This is a genomic window from Arachnia rubra, from assembly GCF_019973735.1.
Taxonomy (GTDB): Bacteria; Actinomycetota; Actinomycetes; order Propionibacteriales; family Propionibacteriaceae; genus Arachnia; species Arachnia rubra.
On record NZ_AP024463.1, the window covers coordinates 2,750,696 to 2,771,704 of the forward strand.

Annotated in this window: 18 protein-coding genes, 1 tRNA gene and 1 pseudogene; 5 read left to right on the forward strand and 15 right to left on the reverse strand. The window is 68.6% G+C overall.

Annotation, left to right across the window (positions count from 1 at the left end; all coding sequences use genetic code 11):
- Positions 1–37: 37 nt before the first annotated feature.
- The 4 genes from SK1NUM_RS12555 to SK1NUM_RS12570 all read right to left on the reverse strand — a co-directional run bounded on the left by SK1NUM_RS12555 (position 38) and on the right by SK1NUM_RS12570 (position 3,217).
- Positions 38–424, reverse strand: coding sequence for a hypothetical protein (locus SK1NUM_RS12555; RefSeq protein ID WP_223927585.1), 387 nt, complete (start codon positions 422–424; stop codon positions 38–40).
- 406 nt (positions 425–830) lie between these two features.
- The gene (locus SK1NUM_RS12560) at positions 831–1,883 is read right to left on the reverse strand and encodes a 4-hydroxy-3-methylbut-2-enyl diphosphate reductase (RefSeq protein ID WP_212322547.1); all 1,053 of its coding nucleotides are present in this window, start codon (positions 1,881–1,883) and stop codon (positions 831–833) included.
- Positions 1,884–1,936: 53 nt separating this feature from the next.
- Positions 1,937–2,734 carry a YwiC-like family protein gene (locus SK1NUM_RS12565; RefSeq protein WP_212322550.1) on the reverse strand — a complete coding sequence of 266 codons (798 nt, stop codon included), beginning with the start codon at positions 2,732–2,734 and terminating at the stop codon, positions 1,937–1,939.
- 105 nt (positions 2,735–2,839) lie between these two features.
- A complete protein-coding gene (locus tag SK1NUM_RS12570; RefSeq protein WP_212322553.1) occupies positions 2,840–3,217 on the reverse strand; it encodes a hypothetical protein in 378 nt (125 codons plus the stop codon).
- A gap of 53 nt (positions 3,218–3,270) precedes the next feature.
- On the opposite strand from SK1NUM_RS12570, the gene xseA reads away from it, so the two are divergent.
- The 4 genes from xseA (at position 3,271) to SK1NUM_RS12590 (ending at position 6,360) form a co-directional block, all read left to right on the forward strand.
- The gene (gene xseA, locus SK1NUM_RS12575) at positions 3,271–4,488 is read left to right on the forward strand and encodes an exodeoxyribonuclease VII large subunit (protein WP_212322556.1); all 1,218 of its coding nucleotides are present in this window, start codon (positions 3,271–3,273) and stop codon (positions 4,486–4,488) included.
- The gene (locus SK1NUM_RS12580) at positions 4,485–4,697 is read left to right on the forward strand and encodes an exodeoxyribonuclease VII small subunit (RefSeq protein ID WP_212322559.1); all 213 of its coding nucleotides are present in this window, start codon (positions 4,485–4,487) and stop codon (positions 4,695–4,697) included. The genes xseA and SK1NUM_RS12580 overlap by 4 nt, the downstream gene beginning before the upstream one ends.
- A gap of 86 nt (positions 4,698–4,783) precedes the next feature.
- Positions 4,784–5,458, forward strand: coding sequence for a hypothetical protein (locus SK1NUM_RS12585; RefSeq protein WP_212322562.1), 675 nt, complete (start codon positions 4,784–4,786; stop codon positions 5,456–5,458).
- A complete protein-coding gene (locus SK1NUM_RS12590; RefSeq protein WP_212322565.1) occupies positions 5,455–6,360 on the forward strand; it encodes a hypothetical protein in 906 nt (301 codons plus the stop codon). Before SK1NUM_RS12585 ends, SK1NUM_RS12590 begins: the two co-directional genes overlap by 4 nt.
- 13 nt (positions 6,361–6,373) lie before the next feature.
- Here the strand turns inward: SK1NUM_RS12590 and SK1NUM_RS12595 are convergent, their stop codons facing one another.
- The 11 genes and pseudogenes from SK1NUM_RS12595 to SK1NUM_RS12645 all read right to left on the reverse strand — a co-directional run bounded on the left by SK1NUM_RS12595 (position 6,374) and on the right by SK1NUM_RS12645 (position 20,005).
- Positions 6,374–7,174, reverse strand: a complete 801-nt coding sequence (locus tag SK1NUM_RS12595) for an isoprenyl transferase (RefSeq protein ID WP_212322568.1) — start codon at positions 7,172–7,174, stop codon at positions 6,374–6,376.
- 84 nt (positions 7,175–7,258) lie between these two features.
- Positions 7,259–8,896: an alpha/beta hydrolase gene (locus SK1NUM_RS12600; protein ID WP_212322571.1), complete on the reverse strand. Its 1,638-nt coding sequence runs from the start codon at positions 8,894–8,896 to the stop codon at positions 7,259–7,261.
- Complete coding sequence (locus SK1NUM_RS12605) at positions 8,896–9,738, reverse strand: PSP1 domain-containing protein (RefSeq protein ID WP_212322573.1); 843 nt, start codon at positions 9,736–9,738, stop codon at positions 8,896–8,898. The genes SK1NUM_RS12600 and SK1NUM_RS12605 overlap by 1 nt, the downstream gene beginning before the upstream one ends.
- A 52-nt stretch (positions 9,739–9,790) precedes the next feature.
- Positions 9,791–11,311, reverse strand: coding sequence for a DoxX family membrane protein (locus tag SK1NUM_RS12610; protein ID WP_212322582.1), 1,521 nt, complete (start codon positions 11,309–11,311; stop codon positions 9,791–9,793).
- Positions 11,312–11,420: 109 nt separating this feature from the next.
- Positions 11,421–12,576: pseudogene (locus tag SK1NUM_RS12615) on the reverse strand (DNA polymerase III subunit delta').
- Between the two features lie 43 nt (positions 12,577–12,619).
- Positions 12,620–13,249, reverse strand: coding sequence for a dTMP kinase (tmk, locus tag SK1NUM_RS12620; RefSeq protein WP_212322589.1), 630 nt, complete (start codon positions 13,247–13,249; stop codon positions 12,620–12,622).
- The gene (locus tag SK1NUM_RS12625) at positions 13,246–14,568 is read right to left on the reverse strand and encodes a CYTH domain-containing protein (RefSeq protein WP_212322602.1); all 1,323 of its coding nucleotides are present in this window, start codon (positions 14,566–14,568) and stop codon (positions 13,246–13,248) included. The genes tmk and SK1NUM_RS12625 overlap by 4 nt, the downstream gene beginning before the upstream one ends.
- 78 nt (positions 14,569–14,646) lie before the next feature.
- Positions 14,647–17,358 carry a type I DNA topoisomerase gene (gene topA, locus SK1NUM_RS12630; protein WP_212322604.1) on the reverse strand — a complete coding sequence of 904 codons (2,712 nt, stop codon included), beginning with the start codon at positions 17,356–17,358 and terminating at the stop codon, positions 14,647–14,649.
- Positions 17,359–17,539: 181 nt separating this feature from the next.
- Positions 17,540–18,682, reverse strand: a complete 1,143-nt coding sequence (locus SK1NUM_RS12635) for a DUF7926 domain-containing protein (RefSeq protein ID WP_212322606.1) — start codon at positions 18,680–18,682, stop codon at positions 17,540–17,542.
- 219 nt (positions 18,683–18,901) lie between these two features.
- A complete protein-coding gene (locus SK1NUM_RS12640; protein ID WP_212322608.1) occupies positions 18,902–19,798 on the reverse strand; it encodes a hypothetical protein in 897 nt (298 codons plus the stop codon).
- A gap of 136 nt (positions 19,799–19,934) precedes the next feature.
- Positions 19,935–20,005 (reverse strand) — tRNA-Gly (locus SK1NUM_RS12645).
- Between the two features lie 112 nt (positions 20,006–20,117).
- On the opposite strand from SK1NUM_RS12645, the gene ppgK reads away from it, so the two are divergent.
- A complete protein-coding gene (gene ppgK, locus SK1NUM_RS12650; RefSeq protein WP_212322610.1) occupies positions 20,118–20,885 on the forward strand; it encodes a polyphosphate--glucose phosphotransferase in 768 nt (255 codons plus the stop codon).
- Positions 20,886–21,009 lie beyond the last annotated feature (124 nt).

Here is a 21,009-nt window from a genome sequence, read left to right on the forward strand (position 1 = left end):
AAGAATGCCATCAAGAGACTGGACTGGATTTTCATGATCAGCACCCACCAACGACTTCATTCGTGGCATCACCCATCAACCACGCCGCCGCCGGTTTGACCACCTGCATATCCCACAACAGAAAACGCGGTCGCGTGGGATTAAGAACCTTCTCGCCAGTCTTCGAATCAACAAATTCTAGTTTTGTACCATCCGTACAAAACTGAATCATTATTACTTTTTGACCATCCACTTCAGTCGGCTCCGCAGCCCCTTTAATACTCACTCCAGTGAAACCAGTTTGCACCCAGCCTTTGCTGCGGTACTCACCAACCTGCCGCGTATCGAGTATCTGGCTCTGCCCCGTAGTGATATCCGCCAATGGCTGAATCGAAGCATCCGGATTCGTGCTCACCTCATCAAGGATCCGGAAATACTCAATCACCCGATCAGCAGCCTCCTGCTGCTCCGGACTGAACGTCTCCGACGGCTGCGGCGACACACTAGAAGGAGACGGACCAGGAAACGCAGACGTCGTCACCATCGTCGGCGACGGCGATGCCACCGACGACCTACCGAAAGTTAAGGGACTCTTCGGAGCAGAAGACCCATCACCACCACACCCTGACACCATGACCATCACCGTCACAGCCGCAGCAATCCGCATACCCGACCGAACCATCACCCACACCTCCATTGGTGCACCACAACTCATCCCACCCCCGAAATAGGGGCCGTGGGAATGATCCTAAACACAAACCACCCACCACGGCAGAGGTTTCGGGAAAGAGATTGCAGGAAATCGTCAGGGCATCCGCGGGCTTTGGTGACCCCAGCGGCCTACGGACCTATCAGTCAGCGGCCGCAGGAGGCTGCTCGTCGTCCACGGCGACCGGCTCTGAGGCACGATCAGTTGCCCGCCGCGCTGAACGTCGGGGAGCGCGCCGCTGGTCTTTCTTGCTGAGGTCGCGGCGTAGTTCCGGCGGCAGGGCAAAGGTCAGGTTCTCCTCGATGAGGCGTTCCTCGTCAGCCTGCGGGAAGCCGCGGTCCGCCAGGATGACGAGCACACCCTGCACCAGCTCGTCGGGAACCGACGCACCGGAGGTGACCCCGATCGTGGAGATCCCCTCAAGCCACTCGTCCTGGATCTCCTCCGGGTAGTCGATGCGCTCGGACCGTTTCGCCCCGGCCTCGCGCGCCACCTCCACCAGGCGCACCGAGTTCGACGAGTTCCGCGACCCGACCACGATCATCAGGTCGCAGTGCGGGGCGATCTGCTTGACCGCCTGCTGCCGGTTCTGGGTGGCGTAGCAGATGTCGTCGGACGGCGGGCTCACCAGCAGCGGGAACTTCTGCCGCAGCCTGGAGACGGTCTCCAGGGTCTCGTCGACGCTGAGCGTGGTCTGCGACAGCCAGACGAGGGGCTTGTCGGTGGGAAGTTCGAGGTCGTCGACGTCGTCGGGCCGCTGGACGAGGGTGGTGCGCTCCGGCGCCTCCCCCATGGTGCCCTCCACCTCCTCGTGACCGGCGTGCCCGATCAGGAGGATGTCGGTGTCCTGGGCGGCGAACCGCTTGGCCTCGCGATGCACCTTCGTCACGAGCGGGCAGGTGGCGTCGATGGTCCGCAGCTCACGGCGCGCCGCCTCCTCACGGACCGCCGGCGAGACCCCGTGCGCGGAGAACACCACCAGGGCGTCGGCGGGCACCTTGTCCAGCTCGTCGACGAAGATCGCGCCGCGCTCCTCCAGGGTGGAGACGACGTGCTTGTTGTGCACGATCTGCTTGCGCACATACACGGGCGGGCCGTAGGTCTCAAGGGCCTTCTCCACGGTGGCGACAGCGCGGTCCACGCCCGCGCAGTAGCCGCGTGGCGCAGCGACGATGACCCGCTTGGTGATGCTCATGCGGGCCAGTGTACGAGTTGAACACCAATCCACGGCCTCCATTCACCCACCGGTCAGGAGGTCAGCACCCCCGCTATGAGGATCGCGAGCAGCACCAGCGTGGCGATCATCTCGGTGTAACCGAGCTGTTTGGTGGTCACCTTCCGTCCGCGCATCACCCCGAGCGACGGCACCAGCCACGCCCGCAGAGTGCAGATCCCGAAGAACCCCACCAGCCACCAGCGGGGCAGGCCGAAACCGGCGACGGCGAACAGCACCGTGCAGGCCGCATGCCAGGAGACAGAGTAGACGATGTACGCCACATGCCCGCGTTCCCGGACGTTGGTCTTGACGTAGAAGACAGTGCCGAAGAAATACCCGAAACACGCCAGCGAAATCCCCAGCAGCACCGGCAGGCCGCCGAGGCTCAGCGGCCCCTCCGAACCGAGCACCAGCGGCAGCGCGCAGGCGGCCAGCACCGTCACAAGCCCCGACAGCATCGAGCGTTCCCGCCGCCGCCACGCCTCCCACAGCCCGATCCCGGTCAGCGGACCGAACACCAGCCCCCACGCCCACCAGGACGGCATCAAGATCAGCAGCAGGACCCCCAGCACGACGGTGATCATGCTGTAGGTGACGACGGCGCGGCGGTAGCGGGGCTTGAAAGCCGACTTCAGCCACGTTGCCGCCGCGAAGAAAGCGAAGTAGCCGATCACCCAGACCGGAGCCAACAGCACCAGCGCCCAGGAGAACCGGCCGGCACCGATGGCCCAGACCAGACCGGTCAGGTAGGGCATCACCAGCATCGCCCAGGCTCCGTGGTGGTTAGGCACCCAGCCCTGCGAATGCCTGGAGCCTCTCGTCCTGTTCACAGGAGGATAGTAGGCCAGCCCCGGCACGAGGACGATGGCGGGTTGGAACACAACAGCCGGGCACCCGCCACAGCACAGTTTCTCGGCGGGCCAGGCTGGCTGGGGTCAGCGTTGCTGAGTGAATGCCCCGAAGGCAGCTGCCACATTGATGCCGAGGATACAGGCCCAGGCCACCAGGCCCATGAAGAAACCTCCTATGGAGAGCGAGATCGCGGTCAGCGGCACCGCCAGGACCATCGAGACGATCGCGAGTGCCATCGGGCTGTAGGAACGGTTCCGGCGGTCGCTGCGCGCCTGCTGCGACGGGGTGAGGCTCCCGCGGGGGAACCTGCCGTCCGGGGCCTGGGCCTGCTGGCGCCGGATCTCGGCCACCACCTTTGAGGCGAACGACTCGACGAGCTCGGGCTCCAGCTGCTCCCCAAGCTCCTTGCGGGCCGAGAGGGCGGCTTCGAATTCGGACTTGTCGAGAGGTGGCTGCGTCATGGTCCCAAGCGTAGCTTCCGGGATTCACGGGAAGCATCGGTAGGCTCCCTGACATGACCCTGACGAGTTCTCCAGACAGGCCGCAGCCGCTGGCGCGCATCGTCGGAGCCGTCGCGGACTGGGTCGGCAGGCTGGGCGAGATCTGGGTGGAGGCGCAGGTCATCGAGATCAAACGCCGCGCCGCACCCACCCAGTTCCTCACCCTGCGGGACCGTTTCGCCGACGTCTCCTGTTCGGTGACCACGTCGGCCTTCGTACTGGACTCGGCAGGCCCGCTGCCAGAGGGGTCGCAGGTTAGGGCGCGCCTGAAACCACGGGTGTGGGAGCCGAACGCGTCGCTCAGTTTCGAATGCCTGGAGCTGCAGGTCGCGGGGACCGGAAGACTCCTGGCGGAGTTGGACGCGCGCCGCCGCAAGCTCCAGGCCGAGGGACTGTTCGACGCACACCGGAAGAAGCGCCTGCCGCTGCTGCCCCGCCGCATCGGCCTGATCACGGGCAAGGACTCCGACGCTGAGCACGACGTGCTGCGCAACGTCTCCCGCCGCTGGCCCGCGCGTTTCACGGTGGCGCACTCGCTGGTGCAGGGACCGACTGCCGCCGCGTCGGTGATGCAGGCGCTCCACAGCCTCGACGACGACCCTGAGGTGGACGTCATCGTCATCGCCCGCGGCGGCGGTGCGCTGGAGGACCTGCTGCCGTTCTCCGACGAGGGCCTGGTGCGGGCCGTCTCCGCCTGCCGCACCCCGGTGGTCTCGGCCATCGGGCACGAGTCCGACACCCCGCTGCTGGACTTCGTCGCCGACCTGCGCGCCTCCACCCCAACCGATGCGGCATCGCGCGTCGTCCCCGACTTCACCGCCGAGCAGGATCTCATCGCCGCCGCCCGGACCCGTCTCACCGCGGCCATCACGGCCCGGCTCGGCCAGGCCGCGCAGGAACTCGCGGAGCTGCGGCGGCGTCCCGTCCTGGCGAGCCCCGCCGCAGCACTAGAGGGGCACCGCGACCGCCTGGCGCTGCTGCGCCACCGGCTCCACAGCGCCGTCGAACGCCAGCTCACCAGCCGGCAGGCCGAGCTGGCGTCCCAGCTGTCCACCGTCCGGGCGTTGTCCCCCGCCGCCACGCTGCAACGCGGCTACGCGCTGCTGACCGACGGCGACCGCACCATCTCCAGCGTCGCCGACGCCCCCGCCGGGGGCACCCTCACCGCGCACCTGGCCGACGGCGACCTCACCCTCACCACGCAGGCCAGCCACCCGAAGGAGCCTCGATGACCAAGAGCAAGAAACCGTCCTACGAACAGGCCCGCGATGAGCTGGCCGAGACCGTCGCCAAACTGGAGTCGGGAGGCGCGACGCTGGCAGAGTCGATGGCGCTGTGGAAGCGCGGGGAGGAACTCGCCGCCATCTGCCAGGCCCATCTCGACGAGGCGAAGGCCGAGGTGGAGAAAGCTGGGGTGGAGACGCAGGCAGCCAAGGAGTGAAAGGCCCGGGCGAATCCCTTCACTGCTGATCCTGGGATGATCCTGGGAGTGTTGCAGGCCTTCCGGCAGAGGTCGGTTACGCGACAATGGGTTTCGTGGACTTCTTCGGCTGGCTGATGACCATCTGGGATGTGGCGTCGCTCCGGGTAATCGAGGACCCCTCCCTGGGGCTGCCCGATCTACTGACCTCCGGCCTGATCGCGCTGGTGGCCGGGATCTCCACCCTGCTCGGGCACTGCGCCATCCTGTTCATCAACCGGGTGCGGGGCCTGAGGTTCGTGGCGGTGCTGATCGTCGGCGGCCTCTTCCTGACGCTGCTCTACACCATCCAGGCGCTCATCCTGTGGGTTGTCGCGGGACCCATCACCCAGCATCGCCTGCACCTGGCCGAGCTCGTCTCGGTGACGCTGTCCTCCACCGCTCCCCTGGCCTATGGATTCCTCGTGTTCATCCCCTACCTCGGGGGGCTGATCGGCCGCATCCTGCAGGGCTGGAGCGCAGTGTGCCTGTGGCTGCTGGTGATGGCTGCGATGGACACCACCTGGTGGCAGGCCCTGATCGCGACCGGCCTGGCCTGGGTGATCATGCAGCTCGCCTCGCGGCTGCTCGGACGTCCTGCCGGTCTCCTCGCCGGGAAGGTGTGGACCCTGGTGACGGGCCACCCGACGATGCTCGACCCGAAGGATGTGCTGGCCGGGACGCCCTTCGTCCCCGTCGGACGGGCGGCAGCCGTATCCACCGAGCCGAGGCCCGCCCGATGATCCTGGTCCTGCTGCAGGTGACGCTGCTGGTGATCCTGGCCCTGGCTCTGCTGGCGCCCCTGGAATCCCTCGAATGGTGGTCCCGCCGCCACCCGGCGCCGTCGCTGCCACCGCCTGCCGCCGGGCAGGCCCCCGCCGCGGGGATCCGGAGGTTCGCCGTCTACCTGTCAGGCATCGCGGTCATCGACGGCGCGTCGATCTCCCGCCGCGAGCACGCGATGCTGGAGGAGGTGCGTCGGCGTGTTCCCGACGTGGTGATCACCGAGGACGTCTTCCCCTACGCGATGGAGAACCGCGGCCTGCCGCAGCGCGCCACCGCCTGGCTGTGGCGCCGCCTGGACCGGGCGCGCCGCCGGTTCCGGTGGTGGCCAGCGCCGTTCCTGATCAACCTGCGCAACATCATGCAGGTGCTGGTCTCCGCCGACCCGCGGTACGGCGGCACCTACAACTTCGGGGTCGCGTGCGTGGTGTGGCGGTCCCTCCTGAACGCCGGCTACGACCCCGCCCATCCGGTGCCCGTGACGCTGATCGGCTACTCGGGCGGGGCGCAGATCGCCTGCGGCGTCGCACGGTTCATCGCCGCCCAGGGCATCGAGGTGGATGTCGTCTCCATCGGCGGGGTGTACGCCGACGACCCGGGCCTGGACCACATCAGGTCGCTGACCCACCTCAAAGGCAGCCGCGACCGCGTCCAGGGCCTCGGCACCCTAGCCTTCCCCGGCCGCTGGGTCACAGCCCCGCTGTCCTCCTACGGCCGCGCCGTCCGCGACGGCCGCATCCACACCGTCGGCATGGGGCCGGTCCACCACAGCGGCTACTTCTCCCGGCACCCCACCCTCCCCGACGGCCGCACCCCCAAGGAGGCGACGGTGGAGCAGCTCGTCGAGGCGCTGAGATGGTGACCCCGGCCGCAGGTCAGCGACCGAAGCGACGCTCCCGCTGGGCGTAGCTGCGCAGCGCGCGCACGAAGTCGACTTTGCGGAAGTCCGGCCACAAGGCTTCACAGAAGTAGAACTCGCTGTGCGCCGACTGCCACAGCAGGAACCCGGAGAGCCGCTGTTCCCCGGAGGTCCGGATAATCAGGTCCGGATCCGGCTGCCCCTTGGTGTACAGATGCTCGGAGATCTCGTCGATCTCGACGGTGGCCGCGACCTCCTCCAGGGTGCGGCCCTGCGCGGCCCGCTCCGCCAGCAGCGACCGGAAGGCGTCCCGCAGCTCATGCCTGCCGCCGTAGCTGACCGCGACGTTGATGTGCATGCCCTCGACCGCATCGGTCCGGCTCGACGACGCCCTCAGGCTCGCGGCCCGCTCCGGCGGCAGCAGGTCGAGGTCCCCGACCGCCTGCACCCGCCAGCGTCCCGTCTCGGCGAGCGCCACCACCAGCTCGTCGATCACCTCCAGCAGCGGCTCCAGCTCCTCAGCCGCGGCACGGTCGAGGTTGTCGGTGCTGAGCACCCACAGGGTGATCACGGGAATGCCGATGTCGTCACACCACTCGACGAACTGCTGCAGCTTCGCTGCGCCCGCGCGATACCCCGCGACCAGGGGCTGCCCGGGCGCGTTCAGCCGCGCCCACCGCCGGTTGCCGTCCGCCAGCACCGCGACGTGCCGCGGCAGGGCAGAACGATCCAGCCGCTTCAGGACCCCCGCCTCATAGGTGGAGTAGAGCCACGCGGGGGGCCAGATGCGGTCGATGAATCGGCTGGTCGCAGACATGAAACCAAGGGTAGGAGATTCCACCCGCAGGGATCGATTAACTCGCAACGCCACCGTCCCGCCGGCGGAATCTCTGCGCCAGGATCACCGGCAGGTCTTGCCGTCCTCGGGGAGGGTGCCGTCCTGGAAGAAGGCGTTGATCGCGTCGGTGACGCAGCTGTTTCCCGAGGTCACGGACCCGTGACCGGGGCCGTCGTAGGTGAGCAGATGCCCGGACTCCAGCTGCTGCGCCATGGTGACGGCCTGCTGGTAGGGGGTGGCGGAGTCGCCCGTCGCCCCGACCACCAGGATCGGGGCGGCGCCCTTGCCAGTGAGCTTCAGGTTGGGCACGGAGGCGGCGGTCCAGCGTTCGCACGCCAGGTCCCCGCCCATGCTGCCGCCGAACACCGGTGCCTTCTGCCCCAGCTCGTCCTGTAGCGCGAAGTGCGCCGCCACTCCCTCGTCGGCGTGATCGAGGCACCGGGTTGCGGGGAAGGCGTAGGCCATCGTCTTCCATCCGTTGTCGTCGCGGCCCGTCAGGGCGTCAGACGCCTTGAGGAGGGCCGAACCGTCGCCTCTCATCGCCGCCGCCACCGTGGCGGTGAGCCGCGGATAGATACCCGCGCCCGAGTACAGGAAGCCAGCGACCCCTGTGGCCGCCTTTCCCTGGGTCAGCTGGCGGTCCCCCACCTGCTGGGGGCTGGCGTCCAGCCCCCGCAGGAAGGAGTTGATGGTGGAGATCACCGCGTCACGCGAATCCCCGAAGGTGCAGGCGCTGGTGCTCGCGCACCAGTCCGCGTAAAGGTTCAGGGCCAGCTCGAAGCCCTCCACCTGGGAGACTTCCTCGCTGTTGGTGATGTCCACCGCAGAGTCCAGCACCAAGCGTCCCGTCCGCTCCGGGAACAACTCCGCGTACATCGACCCGAGATAGGTGCCGTAGCTGACACCGAGATAGTTGAGCTTCTCCGCACCCATGAGGAAGCGCAGCAGGTCCAGGTCACGGACGGTCTCGATGGAGGAGATGTGATCGAGCAGCTCACCGGAGGCCTCACGGCACTGCCGCGCGAAGGCCGCCCACACATCGCTCAGCGTGGTCTTCTCGGCTTCGTCGTCGGGGGTGTCGTCCGCGGAGTAGGCTTCGTCGGTCTGCTCCGTGGTGCCGCACTCCACATGCGTGGACTCACCGGACCCGCGCGGATCCCAACCGACGATGTCGTATCCCTCCCAGGCGTCGGACCCCAGGCTCCTGGAGAAATAGACTCCCCCGACGCCGGGGCCACCGGGATTCACGAACAGCGGCCCCTTCGAGGGATTCGCCGACGGCGCCTTCATGACCTTGATGTCCAGCGATGCCTTGCCGGGATTCTCCCAGTCCAGCGGGACCTTCATTGTGGTGCACAGCCCCCCTTTGCACCTCTGCCAGTCGAGGGTCTGCTCCCAGTAGGGGGTCAGGTCCTCGCCGAGGGAGCCGGGAAGCTGCACCGTCGGGCTGGACGCCGTGACGCCGAGCTGCCGGTCCGGGTTCTCCGTGCCTGTCTGCGGCCACGTCTCGTGCTCGGACACGGGCACCGCCGGCACCCCAGGTTTCTGCTCGCCGACGGTGGGAGCCTGCTGGGCCGATGGCTCAGCCGACGGGTTCGGCTGATGTCCTGGCGCGATCATCCCCGAGAGCACAAACGCCACCACGAGGCTGACCGCGACCCCAATCAGCATGACCTGCATCCAGCCCACCCAGGTGCGCATCAGTTCTCCTTCCCCGGGGTGGCTCCGTGCACCGCCCGGTCTCTACCTGTGACGCAGACCTGCAGCAGCGGGCAGCGTCTCACTCCACCGGCGGTCCGCACCGCCACCTCATCCGTCGGCACCAGGTGCCCCACCACCCGTCCCGGACCATCGGGCGTGACTACTCTCTCGCCGATCGAGGGGGCCTGCCGCAGGAAGTCGACGTAGAGCGGGTGCTCGAACGCCAGACAGCACAACAGCTTCCCACATGCCCCCTGGATCTGCAGGGGATTCGACCCCAGGTTCTGGCTGCGCGCCAGCCTCATCGAAACGGGCTCCACCTCGTTGAGGAAAAGGGTGCAGCACAGCTCCCTGCCGCACATGCCCACCCCTCCGGTCAGCTGCGCTGTGTCCCGCCAAGACACCTGCCTGAGGTCGATGCGCGCCCCGACCGCCCGGGCCAGGTCACCGATCAGGGCGCGGAAGTCGACCCGTCCCGGCGCAGTGAAATAGACCACCGCCAGCTTGTCGTACTCCGGCGAGGAGTCGACGTAGTCCGTCGCCACCACCTTCATCGGAAGCCTGTGGGCCGCGATCCGCTCAACGGCAATCTCACGGATCTGGCGGCGCCGCTCCCGGTTGGCTTCGTCCCGTTCCAGGTCCGCCCGGGTGGCCCGTCCCGCGCACCTCGGCAGCGGGGCCGCCACCGCCGTGTCCTCGGGCGCCCACACCACGCGGGCCACCTCTGTACCGTCCTCCAAGGGATACAGCACCCAGTCACCGACGCGGTAGTCCACTTCACCCGGATCCAGGTAGTGCAGCCGTCCATACTGCTCGAAGGTGACGGCCATGACTTTGGGCATGCTCTACAGCGTAACCGGCAAGCCGAGCAGGCGCTGAACGCAGCCCCTGGGGTCAGTCGGTGCGCGCCGCCTTCGCAGCCTCCCGGGAACGCCGGAACGCTGCGTCGATGCCCCAGCCACCACCGCCGATGGTGATCAGCAGCAGGCCGACGGCCCCGAGCAGAAGATCACGATCCCCGAGGAACCCGTCCATGCCTGCGACGAAGGGACTGAAGGCCCCCCACCGGACGAACACCAGCGAGCAGAGCGCTAGCGCGAGCAGCAGGAAACCGACGACACGCTGCAGGAGACCGACCACGAGCAGCAGGGCCATGGCCGCCAGCAGGAAGCCACCGATCCACGCCACTGTCCGGGGCTCCGGCAGGTAGGTGCGTCCCAGGGCCTCGGCTGCACCGTCGATGTTCGTGAGCCCCTGGTACGCGACGATGGCCAGGATCCCCGCGGTGACGAGCCGCAGGAAGAACAGGCCGAGGCTGGGCAAGAACTCATCCGTGGTGCGGCGCTGCTTCTGCGTGATGGTCCGCGACTCGTTCTCGGGGGAGGTCGCGACGACGCCGAGCCGCTCGTTGCGGGCGGCCCGCTCCGCCTCCAGCTTCTGCTGGCGCCGGCGTTCCTCCTCCTGCTCCGCGACGGGAATGGGAGAGGCCGCCGGGGTGGGAGAGGCCGCATGCTGCACGGGAGACGACATCACCGCGGTCGTCTCGGACTGGCTGGCGGGCGCGGCGCTGGTCTCCGCACCGGCTTGCTCGCCGTCCGCCGCATCTCCCCGGAACAGGCCCGTCTGTACGGAAGTCTGCTCCGGATCGCCCGGCGACGAGGACGAGGCCGCGCTGCGCTGCGGCACGGCGGACTCGAACCGCTGGGTCGCATCCGGGTCGTTGTGTTGCGGAGCCACCTGCTCTGGCCGCGGCCTCGGCGTCTGAACAGACCGCGTGACCGCCTCACCACCGCCCGCGGGCCGCGGCGGCAGCGGATCCAGGCGCGAGGCGGGAGCCTGGGCTGGCTGTTCGGGATGCTGATATGCCGGCTGCACCGGTGGCACGATCTGGTCGGCGATGGTGTCCTCCACGTCACGGGCTCTCTCCGGCCCCTGAGCGGTGGGTCTCTGGGGCTCGGGGTGCTGCGACGCCGGCTCAGGACGTTGCGGAGCCGCCGGTGTGGCCGGCTCGGTCTGCTGGTGTGCCGGCACCTCCAGGGGCCGCACCATGGTCTCCTCGTCCTCAGGCCGGGGGGATGTCACCGGGGAGGCGGGCTCCGGCATGCGGAGCCCGGAGACCACAGTTGGCTCGTCGGCGGCATCGACGTCCTGGTCTGCGGACGAATCCGGGCTGGGCTGCGTCCTGGCGCTCCCGGACGGCAGCGGATTGGCGGGCGTGAAAACCTGGGTGCTGGCGGCGCGTGTTGCCGGGCGGGGCCGCGGGCGCGGCGTCTCGACGGGAACCGACTGCTCGGTGGCGTGGTCGTCCCATTCGGTAGGCTCCAGAGCGGTGCCGTACTCGCTCTGCTCGTCCTCCCAGTCGGCTCCGCGGGGCGTGCCCTGCCTCACCCAGTCGCTTGCGTCGTGTGAAGACATGAATCCTCCTGCATCAGTCAACGCTTGTGCCCATATTCTCACCGCAGCCGCGGCGTGCGGATGAGGCGCGCCCAGGTTGGGGCTTCCCCCACCCGGGAGGCGGGAGCTGTCAGCGGTGCGATGCCCTGCCTAGGCCCAGGAGCATGGCCTCGAGGGCCAGCTGGGGCGCGACGTTACCCTCCAGCGCCTTCCTCGCATCCAGCAGCGCATCCAGGGCCCGCACGGTCTGCTCCGGACTGGTACGCCCTGCGAAGGCGGCGATCTCGCTGGCGATGTCGGCGTTCACGAACGGCACCCCGGGAGCGGTCTGGCAGGCCAGGACGTCGCGGTAGTAGCCGGTCAGCTCCGTGAGGACCCGGTCCAGGGCGTCGCGCTGGAATCTTTTGACGCGGGCCTTCTGCTGGTCCTCAAGGTCCTTGATCGCGCCCTGGGTGCCGCGCGCCTTGACCCGCTTAGTGCCCATGCCCAGCGCCGCCTGCAGTTCCGCCATCTCCCGGGCGTCCAGCTCGGCGGTCAGATCACTGGCCTCTTGGGATGCGGAGGCGACGAGATTCTCGGCGGCGGTCAGGCAGTCGGTGAGATTGTTCAGCCGGGCCGGCAACGCCAGGATCTCGTGACGCCGCGCCCGGGCCTCGTCGTTCAGGGCCAGGGCCCGGGCGCGGCCGATGTGTCCCTGCGCAGCCCGGGCGCAGTACCGGGCCAGCACCTCGTCCACACCGTCCCGCCGGATGAGCAGCTGTGCGACCTCCTCCACGGGCGGGGTGACCAGCCGCAGCTCCCGGCAGCGGGAGCGGATGGTGACGATCACGTCGTCGGCGCTGGGCGCGCAGAGCAGCCACACGGTCTTCGGGGCAGGCTCCTCCAGAGCCTTCAGCAGGGCGTCGGCACCGCGTTCGGTGACACGGTCCGCGTCCTCCACCACGACCACCTGCCACCGGCGGTTGACGGGCGCGACGTTGGCGCGGGAGACCAGCTGCCGCATCTCCTCGACGCCGATGCTGAGCTGCTCGGTGCGCAGCAGCGTCACGTCGGGGTGAGCGCCGGACAGCGAGGTGCGGCAGTCGTTGCAGTGCCCGCAGCCGCCGTCGGGGCACTGCAGGGCCGCCGCGAAGGCGCGCGCCGCGTTGGAGCGTCCCGAGCCGGGCGGCCCGACGAACAGCCAGGCGTGGGTCATGGCGTGCCTCCCCCCCCGCCACCGCACGGCGCAGCGTCTCAACGGCCTTGTCCTGGCCCACCAGTTCGTCCCACACGCTCACGGGGTTCATCCTGCCACCTGCCACCGACTTTCCGGGCCGGCAGGATCCAGGATCAGGCGAGCAGCGACCCCACCCTGGCCGCGACCTGCTGGGCGATGGCCTCGCGCGATTCGCGGGCGTCCAGCACGAGGTAGCGGTCCGGGGCCTGGTCGGCCAGGCGGAGGAAATGCGCCCGGGCGCGGCGGTGGAAGTCCAGGCCCGCGGCCTCAAGCCGGTCCTGTTGCCTGATGGTGGCCACTGCGTCGGCCGGGTCGGCGTCGAGCAGCACGGTCAGATCGGGCCGCAGCCCGCCCGTCGCCCAGCGCGCCACCTGCTCCACCTCGGCCAGGTCCAGCACCCGCCCCGCCCCCTGGTAGGCGATCATGGAGTCGACGTACCGGTCGCACACCACCACCCGGCCCTCGGCGAGCGCGGGCCGGATCAGCGCCTCGACGTGCTGGGCCTTGTCAGCGGCGTAGATCAGCGCCTCGGCGCGTGAGACCAGCTCCGGGTGGTCCGGGCCCAGCAGCAGCTTGCGCAGCTTGCGACCGAGGCTAGTCCCGCCGGGCTGGCGCGTGACCACCGGGTCCACGCCGCGCTCCCGGAGCCACGGGACGAGCATTCTCATCTGCGTGGTCTTGCCCACCGCGTCCCCGCCCTCGAAGACGATGAAAAGCCCCGTGGACGGGTTAAGAGTTGTCATCGGCGCACCTTCGCGAGCAGTCTGCGGATCCTCGTCACCCGCTCAGGCCAGCGTTCAACAAAGCTGGCACGGGCCCTTGCCACCCGCTGGTGGGCACGCTCCATCTCACGTCCCCGTTCGAAGGCCTCCTGCGGGTCCAGCTGTGACAGGTCCGGGACCTCGGGTGAGGCAGCACACTCCCGCAGGTCGCTGGCAACTTTCGTCACGACCCCCAGCAGCTTGCGGGCCGGTTTGCCGTGCAGCTGCACCGCTACCTGCCCGCTGGCACACACCTGCTCGGCCGCTCCCAGCGCGGCCCGCCAGTCCGCGTCGATGGAGTCCGTGGTCAGTGACCGGCACCGGTCCGCCAGGATGTAAGCCCCCTGCTGGGCGCGCCGCAGCAGCAGTGCCGCGGCCGGCTCGGCGGAAACATCACCGAGGCGTGGGGCGTGCACGGCGGCCACCAGCGAGTCCACGACATCGAGGGCAGCCAGCCAGGGCGTCGAGGCCGTCACCAGCGCCGACTCCACCGCCTGCCGCCACGCCGGGTCGAGCACATTCGCCAGTCCCCTCACGTGCCGTTGCACCTCCTGCAGCGCGGCGGTCACCGCTTCCTGGCTGCGGTACTGGGCACGGACGAGGGCGTGGAGGTCGGTGGCGAACAACCGCGTCACGAAAGCCTCCATGGTGGCCTCCCGGTCCAGCGGGGCGGGCTCTGGGAAGTCGGTGCCCCCGGTGGCTGGCGCCCCGAGCCGCTGCTGGAGAGCCGGGAACTCGTCCACAGCGGTGGCCGACACCGCGTCCAGCGCCGCCCGCACATGCCGCACCTGCCGCTCGCTGAGCTGGGAGGCCGAGGTGAGCGTCGACTCCCGGTAGCGGGACGTCATCACGCCCCCCTGCCGCACCGTGACCCTCTCGTCGCGGATGGCCCCCAGGTCACCGTCGGGGCCCCGCAGCAGATACTCGGTCCGCTGGCATTCCAGCGCCGCCACCGGCCCGAGGACCGCGCGCCGCACCAGGGGACGGGTCAGGTCGGCGAATTCCTGCGGCAGCTCGGCGGTGGCGCCGATCGGGATGATGCACTCCTGGGGCAGGTAGGGAGCCCAGCCGGGCGCGGCGAGGTACCAGTCCCCCTCCCCGCCGAGCACCCGGTGCGCGAGCACCACACCGGCGCGCAGCAGCCGGTCGTCGGCGGTGTCCAGCACCGTGACGTCGATGCTGTGGCTGGTCGCGCGGCGCTCCATCAGCCCGGTGATCCCAGCGTCCTGAGACAGCAGCGGCGGCGCGTCAGCCTGGAAGGGCACGTCGAAACGCATCACCGCTGGTCGTTCGAAACCCATATGCCTCACCTTCCCACACGGGAGTGTGCACCCATACACCACCTCGCCGAGAAGGCGCGATCTCCAGCCCCGCCCCGCTCAGCTGGCGGAGGTGGTTTTCTTGCTGGTGGTAGAGGTCTTCTTGGCCGCAGGTTTCTTGGCTGTGGTCTTCTTCGCCGCGGTTTTCTTGGCCGTGGTTTTGCGGGCGGGTCTCTTCGCGGGCCCCTTGGCCCGTTTCTCGGCCAGCAGTTCGAAGGCACGCTCCGGGGTGATGTCGTCGGGCGAGTCGTCACGGCGCAGGGTCGCGTTGGTCTCACCGTCGGTGACATAGGGGCCGAACCGGCCCGACTTCAGCACGACGGGCTTGCCGCTGGCGGGATCGGCGCCGAACTCCTTGAGCGGTGCGGCCGCGGCCGCACGCCCCCGGGTCTTGGGGGCGGCGTAGATCGCGAGGGCCTCCTCCAGGGTGATGTCGAAGATCTGCTCCTCGCTGGTCAGCGACCGCGAGTCGCTGCCCTTCTTCAGGTACGGTCCGTAGCGGCCATTCTGGGCGGTGATCTCGACGCCCTCGGGGTCCGTGCCGACCACCCGGGGCAGGCTCATCAGGCGCTGGGCCGCCGCCAGGTCGACGCTCTCCAGCGACATCGACTTGAACAGCGACGCCGTCCGTGGTTTCACCGACTTCGGCGTCCCCTCCGGCAGCACCTCGGTCACGTAGGGCCCGAACCGGCCATTCTTGGCGACGACCATGTGCCCAGAGCCGGGGTCGACGCCAAGCTCGCGTTCCTCGTCGAGGGGCCGGCTCAGCAGCTCCTCGGCGACCTCGACGGTCAGGCCGTCGGGCGGCAGGTCGTCGGGGACGTTGGCGCGCCGCCCGTCCGCGGACTCGACGTAGGTGCCGTAGCGGCCGACCCGCACGTCGATGCCGGAGCCGCCGAGCGGGAAGGTGGACAGGCCTTTGGCGTCGATGTCGCCGAGCTCGGTGACGAGGGTCTCCAGGCCCTTCGCGGCGTCGCCGTCGGGGCCGCGGTAGAAGTCGGTCAGGACCTGCAGCCGCTCCGCCTTGCCGCCAGCGATCTCATCGAGGAGCTCCTCAAGCTGCGCGGTGAAGGTGTAGTCCACTAGCTGCGTGAAGTGCTCCTCAAGGAGCCGGGTGACGGCGAACGCCAGCCAGGTCGGCACCAGCGCGGACCCCTTCTTGAACACGTAGTCGCGGGCGGTGATGGTGCGGATGATGGAGGCGTAGGTGGAGGGACGGCCGATCTCCAGCTCCTCCAGCTTCGCCACCAGCGACGGCTCGGTGTAGCGGGCCGGGGGTTTGGTCTCGTGCCCGGCGGCCTTGACCCGCTCGGCGGCGAGCTCCTGCCCCTGGACAAGCTGCGGCAGCCGCGACTGCTTGTCATCGCTGGCGGAGTCGTCGTCCGTGCCCGCGACGTAGGCTTTCAGGAAGCCGTGGAAGGAGATGGTGCGGCCGGATGCGGTCAGCTCGGCGCGCTCCACCGTACCCGACGGCACCTGCACCGGGACGGTGGGGGCGGCGGAGATGGCGACGCTGACCTGCTCGCCCCGCGCGTCCGCCATCTGGGAGGCGAGGGTGCGCATCCAGATCAGCTGGTAGAGGCGGTGGGCGTCACCGGTCAGGCCGGTCGCCTCGGGGTGGGCGAAGACGTCGCCCGCGGGCCGGATGGCCTCATGCGCCTCCTGCGCGTTCTTCACCTTCGAGGCGTAGATCCGGGGTTTCGCCGGCAGGTAGCTTTCCCCGAACAGCTGTCTCACCTGGTCGCGGGCGGCCGCGATCGCGACGTCCGACAGGGTGACGGAGTCGGTCCGCATATAGGTGATGAAGCCCTTCTCGTAGAGCTCCTGCGCCACCGACATGGTCCGCTGCGAGGTGAAACCGAGTTTCCGGCCGGCCTCCTGCTGGAGCGTGGTGGTGCGGAACGGCTCGTAGGGACGGCGGGTGTAGGGCTTGGCCTCCACCTTGTCGACGCGGAACGCGGCGGCCTCGAGGGCGGCGGCGAGCGCGGTGGCGGTGGCCTCGTCGAGGACGGCGGCCGAGGTGTTGGTCGCCTGGCCGCTGGAGTCAAAGTCACGCCCCTGTGCGATCCGCACCCCGTCGAGGGCAGTCAGCCGCGCCGGGAAGGTGCGCGGGTCGGCCTCAAGGCCGCCGTCGAGGATCACATCGAGGTCCCAGTAGCTGGCGGGCACGAAGGCGATGCGCTCCCGCTCCCGGTCGACGACGAGACGCGTGGCCACGGACTGCACCCGGCCCGCCGACAGCTTCGGCATCACCTTCTTCCACAGCACCGGGGAAACCTCGTAGCCATAGAGACGGTCCAGGATGCGGCGGGTCTCCTGCGCGTCGACGAGGTCGGCATCGAGCTGGCGTGGATTAGCGACCGCCTCCGCGATCGCCGCCGGCGTGATCTCGTGGAAAACCATGCGGTGCGCCGGGACCTTGGGTTTGAGCTCCTCCATCAGATGCCACGCGATCGCCTCGCCCTCGCGGTCACCATCAGTGGCCAGGAAGAGTTCGTCAGCGGCCTTGAGCTTCTGCTTCAGCTCCCGGAGGGTGGCCTTCTTGTCGGCCGCCACCACGTAGAGGGGCGCGAAGTCGGCGTCGATGTTGACGCCCGTGCGAGCCCACTTGAGGCCCTTGTACCTGGCCGGCACCTCAGCAGCACCGGTCGGGAGGTCACGGATGTGCCCACGGCTGGACTCGACCACGTATCCATCACCGAGGTACCCCGCGATCTTCGTCGCCTTGGTTGGTGACTCCACGATCACGAGCCGCTGCCGTTTGTCCGCCATGTCCTTCTGCCTCCCGTCGTCCGATTGGGAACAATAGCCCAAGGTTCAACACGGAATCTCCCGGTCGGCTCAAGGGGCAAGTCAGCGGCAAGTCAGCGCGAGGGCATTCCCTGACAGGGAGACTGGCCCGGCAGGCGGACGGCACCGCGCCGACGAGAGGTCAGGACGGGCGCGACGGACGTCAGGCGTCCTCCGAGGCCACGGTCTGCTCGGCTCCCGGGGACTGCTTCGTCTTGCCGCCATCCTGGTAGCTGGCGGTCCCGGTGAACGATTCGAGGTACGCACGTTCGGTCTTCACCTGCGTGCCGGCAGCGACGAAGGTGGCGGTGTTCTCGTAGGTGACGGACTTGTCGATGGTCTTGTTGTCGGCGAAGGTGGAGCGCAGCTTGACGTGGTAGTTGCACTGGCTGCTCCAGGGGCCGCTCATGGTCAGGGTGATCTCCTGCTGGGGGGTTGCCTCCACCTTCAGCCTGAACCCGTCGACGCTCTTGCCGGCGCCGTCGGCGACGACGCGGGAGATGCCGGCCTGGGGGTTCCGGGGATCGACGCACTCCTCGATGATGCGGTTGTAGGCGCGGTACTCATCCAGCACCAGCTTCCCGGCCATGAGAGTATCCTGGACCACCACCGCGGAGCCGGCCGGGTAGTGCTCGTTCAGCCAGGCGCCGGGTGCCAGGATGCTCCAGTTGATGCCCTTGGAGTTGGAGGTGACCTGCTCGGAGTATTCGCTGGGCTCGCTGGCTACCTGCCAGGGCTCGGCGGGCCGGGCGGCGACGGGCTTCCCGTACGGCAGCGCGACCGTCTGGGTCTTGCCGCTGAGACCGACCTCAACGCTCGGGGCGGTGGTGGTTTCGGCGACCTGGAGGGTCATCTTCAGGCCTCCCCTGACGTCGCTCTTGCCGAGGATCGCGTCAGTGAAGACGCAGGCCAGGGTCGAGTTGATGGTGGTGTTGCTGAGCGTGCACTCGCCTGCCGTAACCCCGTCGGCGGCCAGCAGCGGTTTGCGCGCCGCGGTGTCCTGGAGGTCGAGGAAGGCGGGAAGCTCGACCGTGAACTCATCACCGGGCGTGAGGGTGGTGTTTGTGGCGTCGTAGTTGACACTGAACTCCAGGTGGTCGCCCTGCCAGACCTCCTGACGCCCGTCGACGGGATTGCCCAGCTGATCCACGTGGCTGAGGGAGGCATCTGTGAGGACGATGCCGGAGTTGATCCCCGCCGAGGCGGGGGTGGCCGCGGAGACGAGGAAGGCCGACGCCGTGGCGAGGAGAGTGGATGCCGCAGCCACGGCACGCCACCGCGCTGTGCGCAAACGTTTCATTCCCATGGCTCTCCTTCCCACAGCTTTCGATCTTCACGGCCGGATGACAACCGGTGTCCCGGCGGCAACACTCAATACAACACTGACGATAGCCGTTCGGCTGACATTCGGATAGTCCTCAGCCGAACGAACAAAAAACATGCGCGATCCAGCGATCACGCCACGGGCCAGGCGGCCCGCCAAATACCCAGTATCACCCGTCGTTCAACGTCAAGCGTCGCGGCCTCACCCCTGAGGCCAGGACGGCATGGAGAGCAGGGTGAAGGTGGTCTGTGCCTCCTGCGGGTCGATGATGGCGCTGTAGACCCCCGCCTCGACGCGCCGCATGCCGCGTTCCTGGGCGGCGAGGGCGTCGTGTGCCAGCGACATGATCTCCCAGCGCTCCCCGTCGTCAGCGATGCCCATGGCACGCACCGGGATTCCCTTCCAGGTCCCGTGGACCTTGACGATGCCGGCTTGGGCGATCTGGTCGAGTTCGATGATGGTCCGCCGCTGGGAGCCGTTGTCGGCGCGGCGCAGCCCGATCACATCGCGTATCGAGCCGTCGTCGCTGAAGTTGAACTGTCCCGGGGAGAGGGAGTCGGCCTCCCTGACCCGGAACGCCTGCATGCTGAGCGGGTCGGGCCTGCCGGGAGACGTCTTGGACCCGTCGGGCCTCTTCCAGCCCAGGAACAGGCCCCGGTAGGTGGCCACGACGTCCGCGGCCTCGCCGTTGGAGGTCCGTTGGAGGATCTGGGCTCCTGCGCGCAGGATCGTCGGGTCGACGTAGAGCCGCGCCGCCTCTGGGTCGCCAGGCAGGGCCACGGTGCCCCTGCCGTCGAAGGGCGGCAGTTCGAGGAAGTCTCCCCTGGCGACGGCCCGTTCCTCCTCGGTGACACCGCCCATGGCAGGGTAGACGGTGTCGGTCGGCAGCAGGGGGAAGCGCAGCGTGTGGACGGTATCAGCCCCGGCCAGGGGGCCATCGGGGCCATCGAGGTCGAGCGCGGCAACGAGTTCCCTGGCAGAGTCGTCGGCGCTGATCGAGTCCGCGGAGACGGCGTAACCGAAGTTCAGCGCGTATCCGCCATCAAGGTAGGCCTCGACCAGGTCAGGGACAAGCAGCTTTTCAAGCCAAGTTGTCATCGGTCTCTCTCTCCGTCACGGAAACCTGTCATCAGGATCATGTCACTTCTTGGACCTTCGCGCAGAGAACCAGTATGTCGAACAGATGGACATCACCTTCAGCGGGAAGCCGAGCCTATCGGTACCGACATCATCGAGCGGGCGACGGGAGTCGAACCCGCCTCTGAAGCTTGGGAAGCTTCCATTCTACCGATGAACTACGCCCGCGCGTCGCTCAGGACGGCCCCATTCTAGCCAGGTCGGGCGCCGCATTGGCAACTACGTCCCGCTAGCTGCCGTCACGGGCACCGCCTGGCTGCGGAGCCTCTAAGCTTGCGCCATGAATATCCTGGGCATTGACGTTGGTGGTTCTGGCATCAAGGGCGCTCCTGTTGACCTAGAACTGGGAGACTTCGCCGAGTCCCGGCTGCGCATCCCCACCCCGTCGAAGTCCAGCCCCAAGAACGTGGCCGCGGTGGTCGCGGAGGTCATCGAGAATTTCAAGGACCAGGTCGCCGACGGGACCCGCATCGGGCTGACCATCCCCGCGCCTGTCGTGCATGGGCGGGTGCCGTTCATCGCGAACCTCCACAAGTCCTGGGCGGGGCTTGAGGCGTCGAAGTTCTTCGAGGACCACCTGGGCCGTCCCGTCACGCTGGTCAACGACGCCGACGCCGCCGGGCTGGCCGAGGTGTACCACGGGGCAGCCAAGGGCAACGACGGCCTGGTCATCATGACCACCCTGGGCACCGGCATCGGCAGCGCCATCATCTACCGAGGTGTGCTGGTGCCGAACGCCGAGCTGGGGCACGTGGAGCTCGACGGCTCCGACGCGGAGACCCGCGCGGCCTCCTCCATCAAGGAGAAGGAGAAGCTCAGCTACAAGCAGTGGGCGGTGCGCCTGCAGCGCTACTACAGCCACATCGAGATGCTGTTCTCCCCCGACCTATTCGTCGTCGGCGGCGGGGTGTCGAAGGACTCCGAGAAATTCCTGCCGCTGCTGGACCTACACACCCCCATCGTTCCCGCGAAGCTGCGCAACCGGGCGGGGATCATCGGCGCCGCACTCGCTGCCCATGACGCGGATGAGCACCCGGAGAGCCGCTGAGTCGATCCGGAGGATCCGGAACACACGCAGGATTCCGCGAGGTCCCGCCAACAGTGACGCGCTTCTCTTAGTGTTGTGTCCGGCGCCCCGCGGTCTGCTGGATGGCGGTGGCGCCGGAACTGGG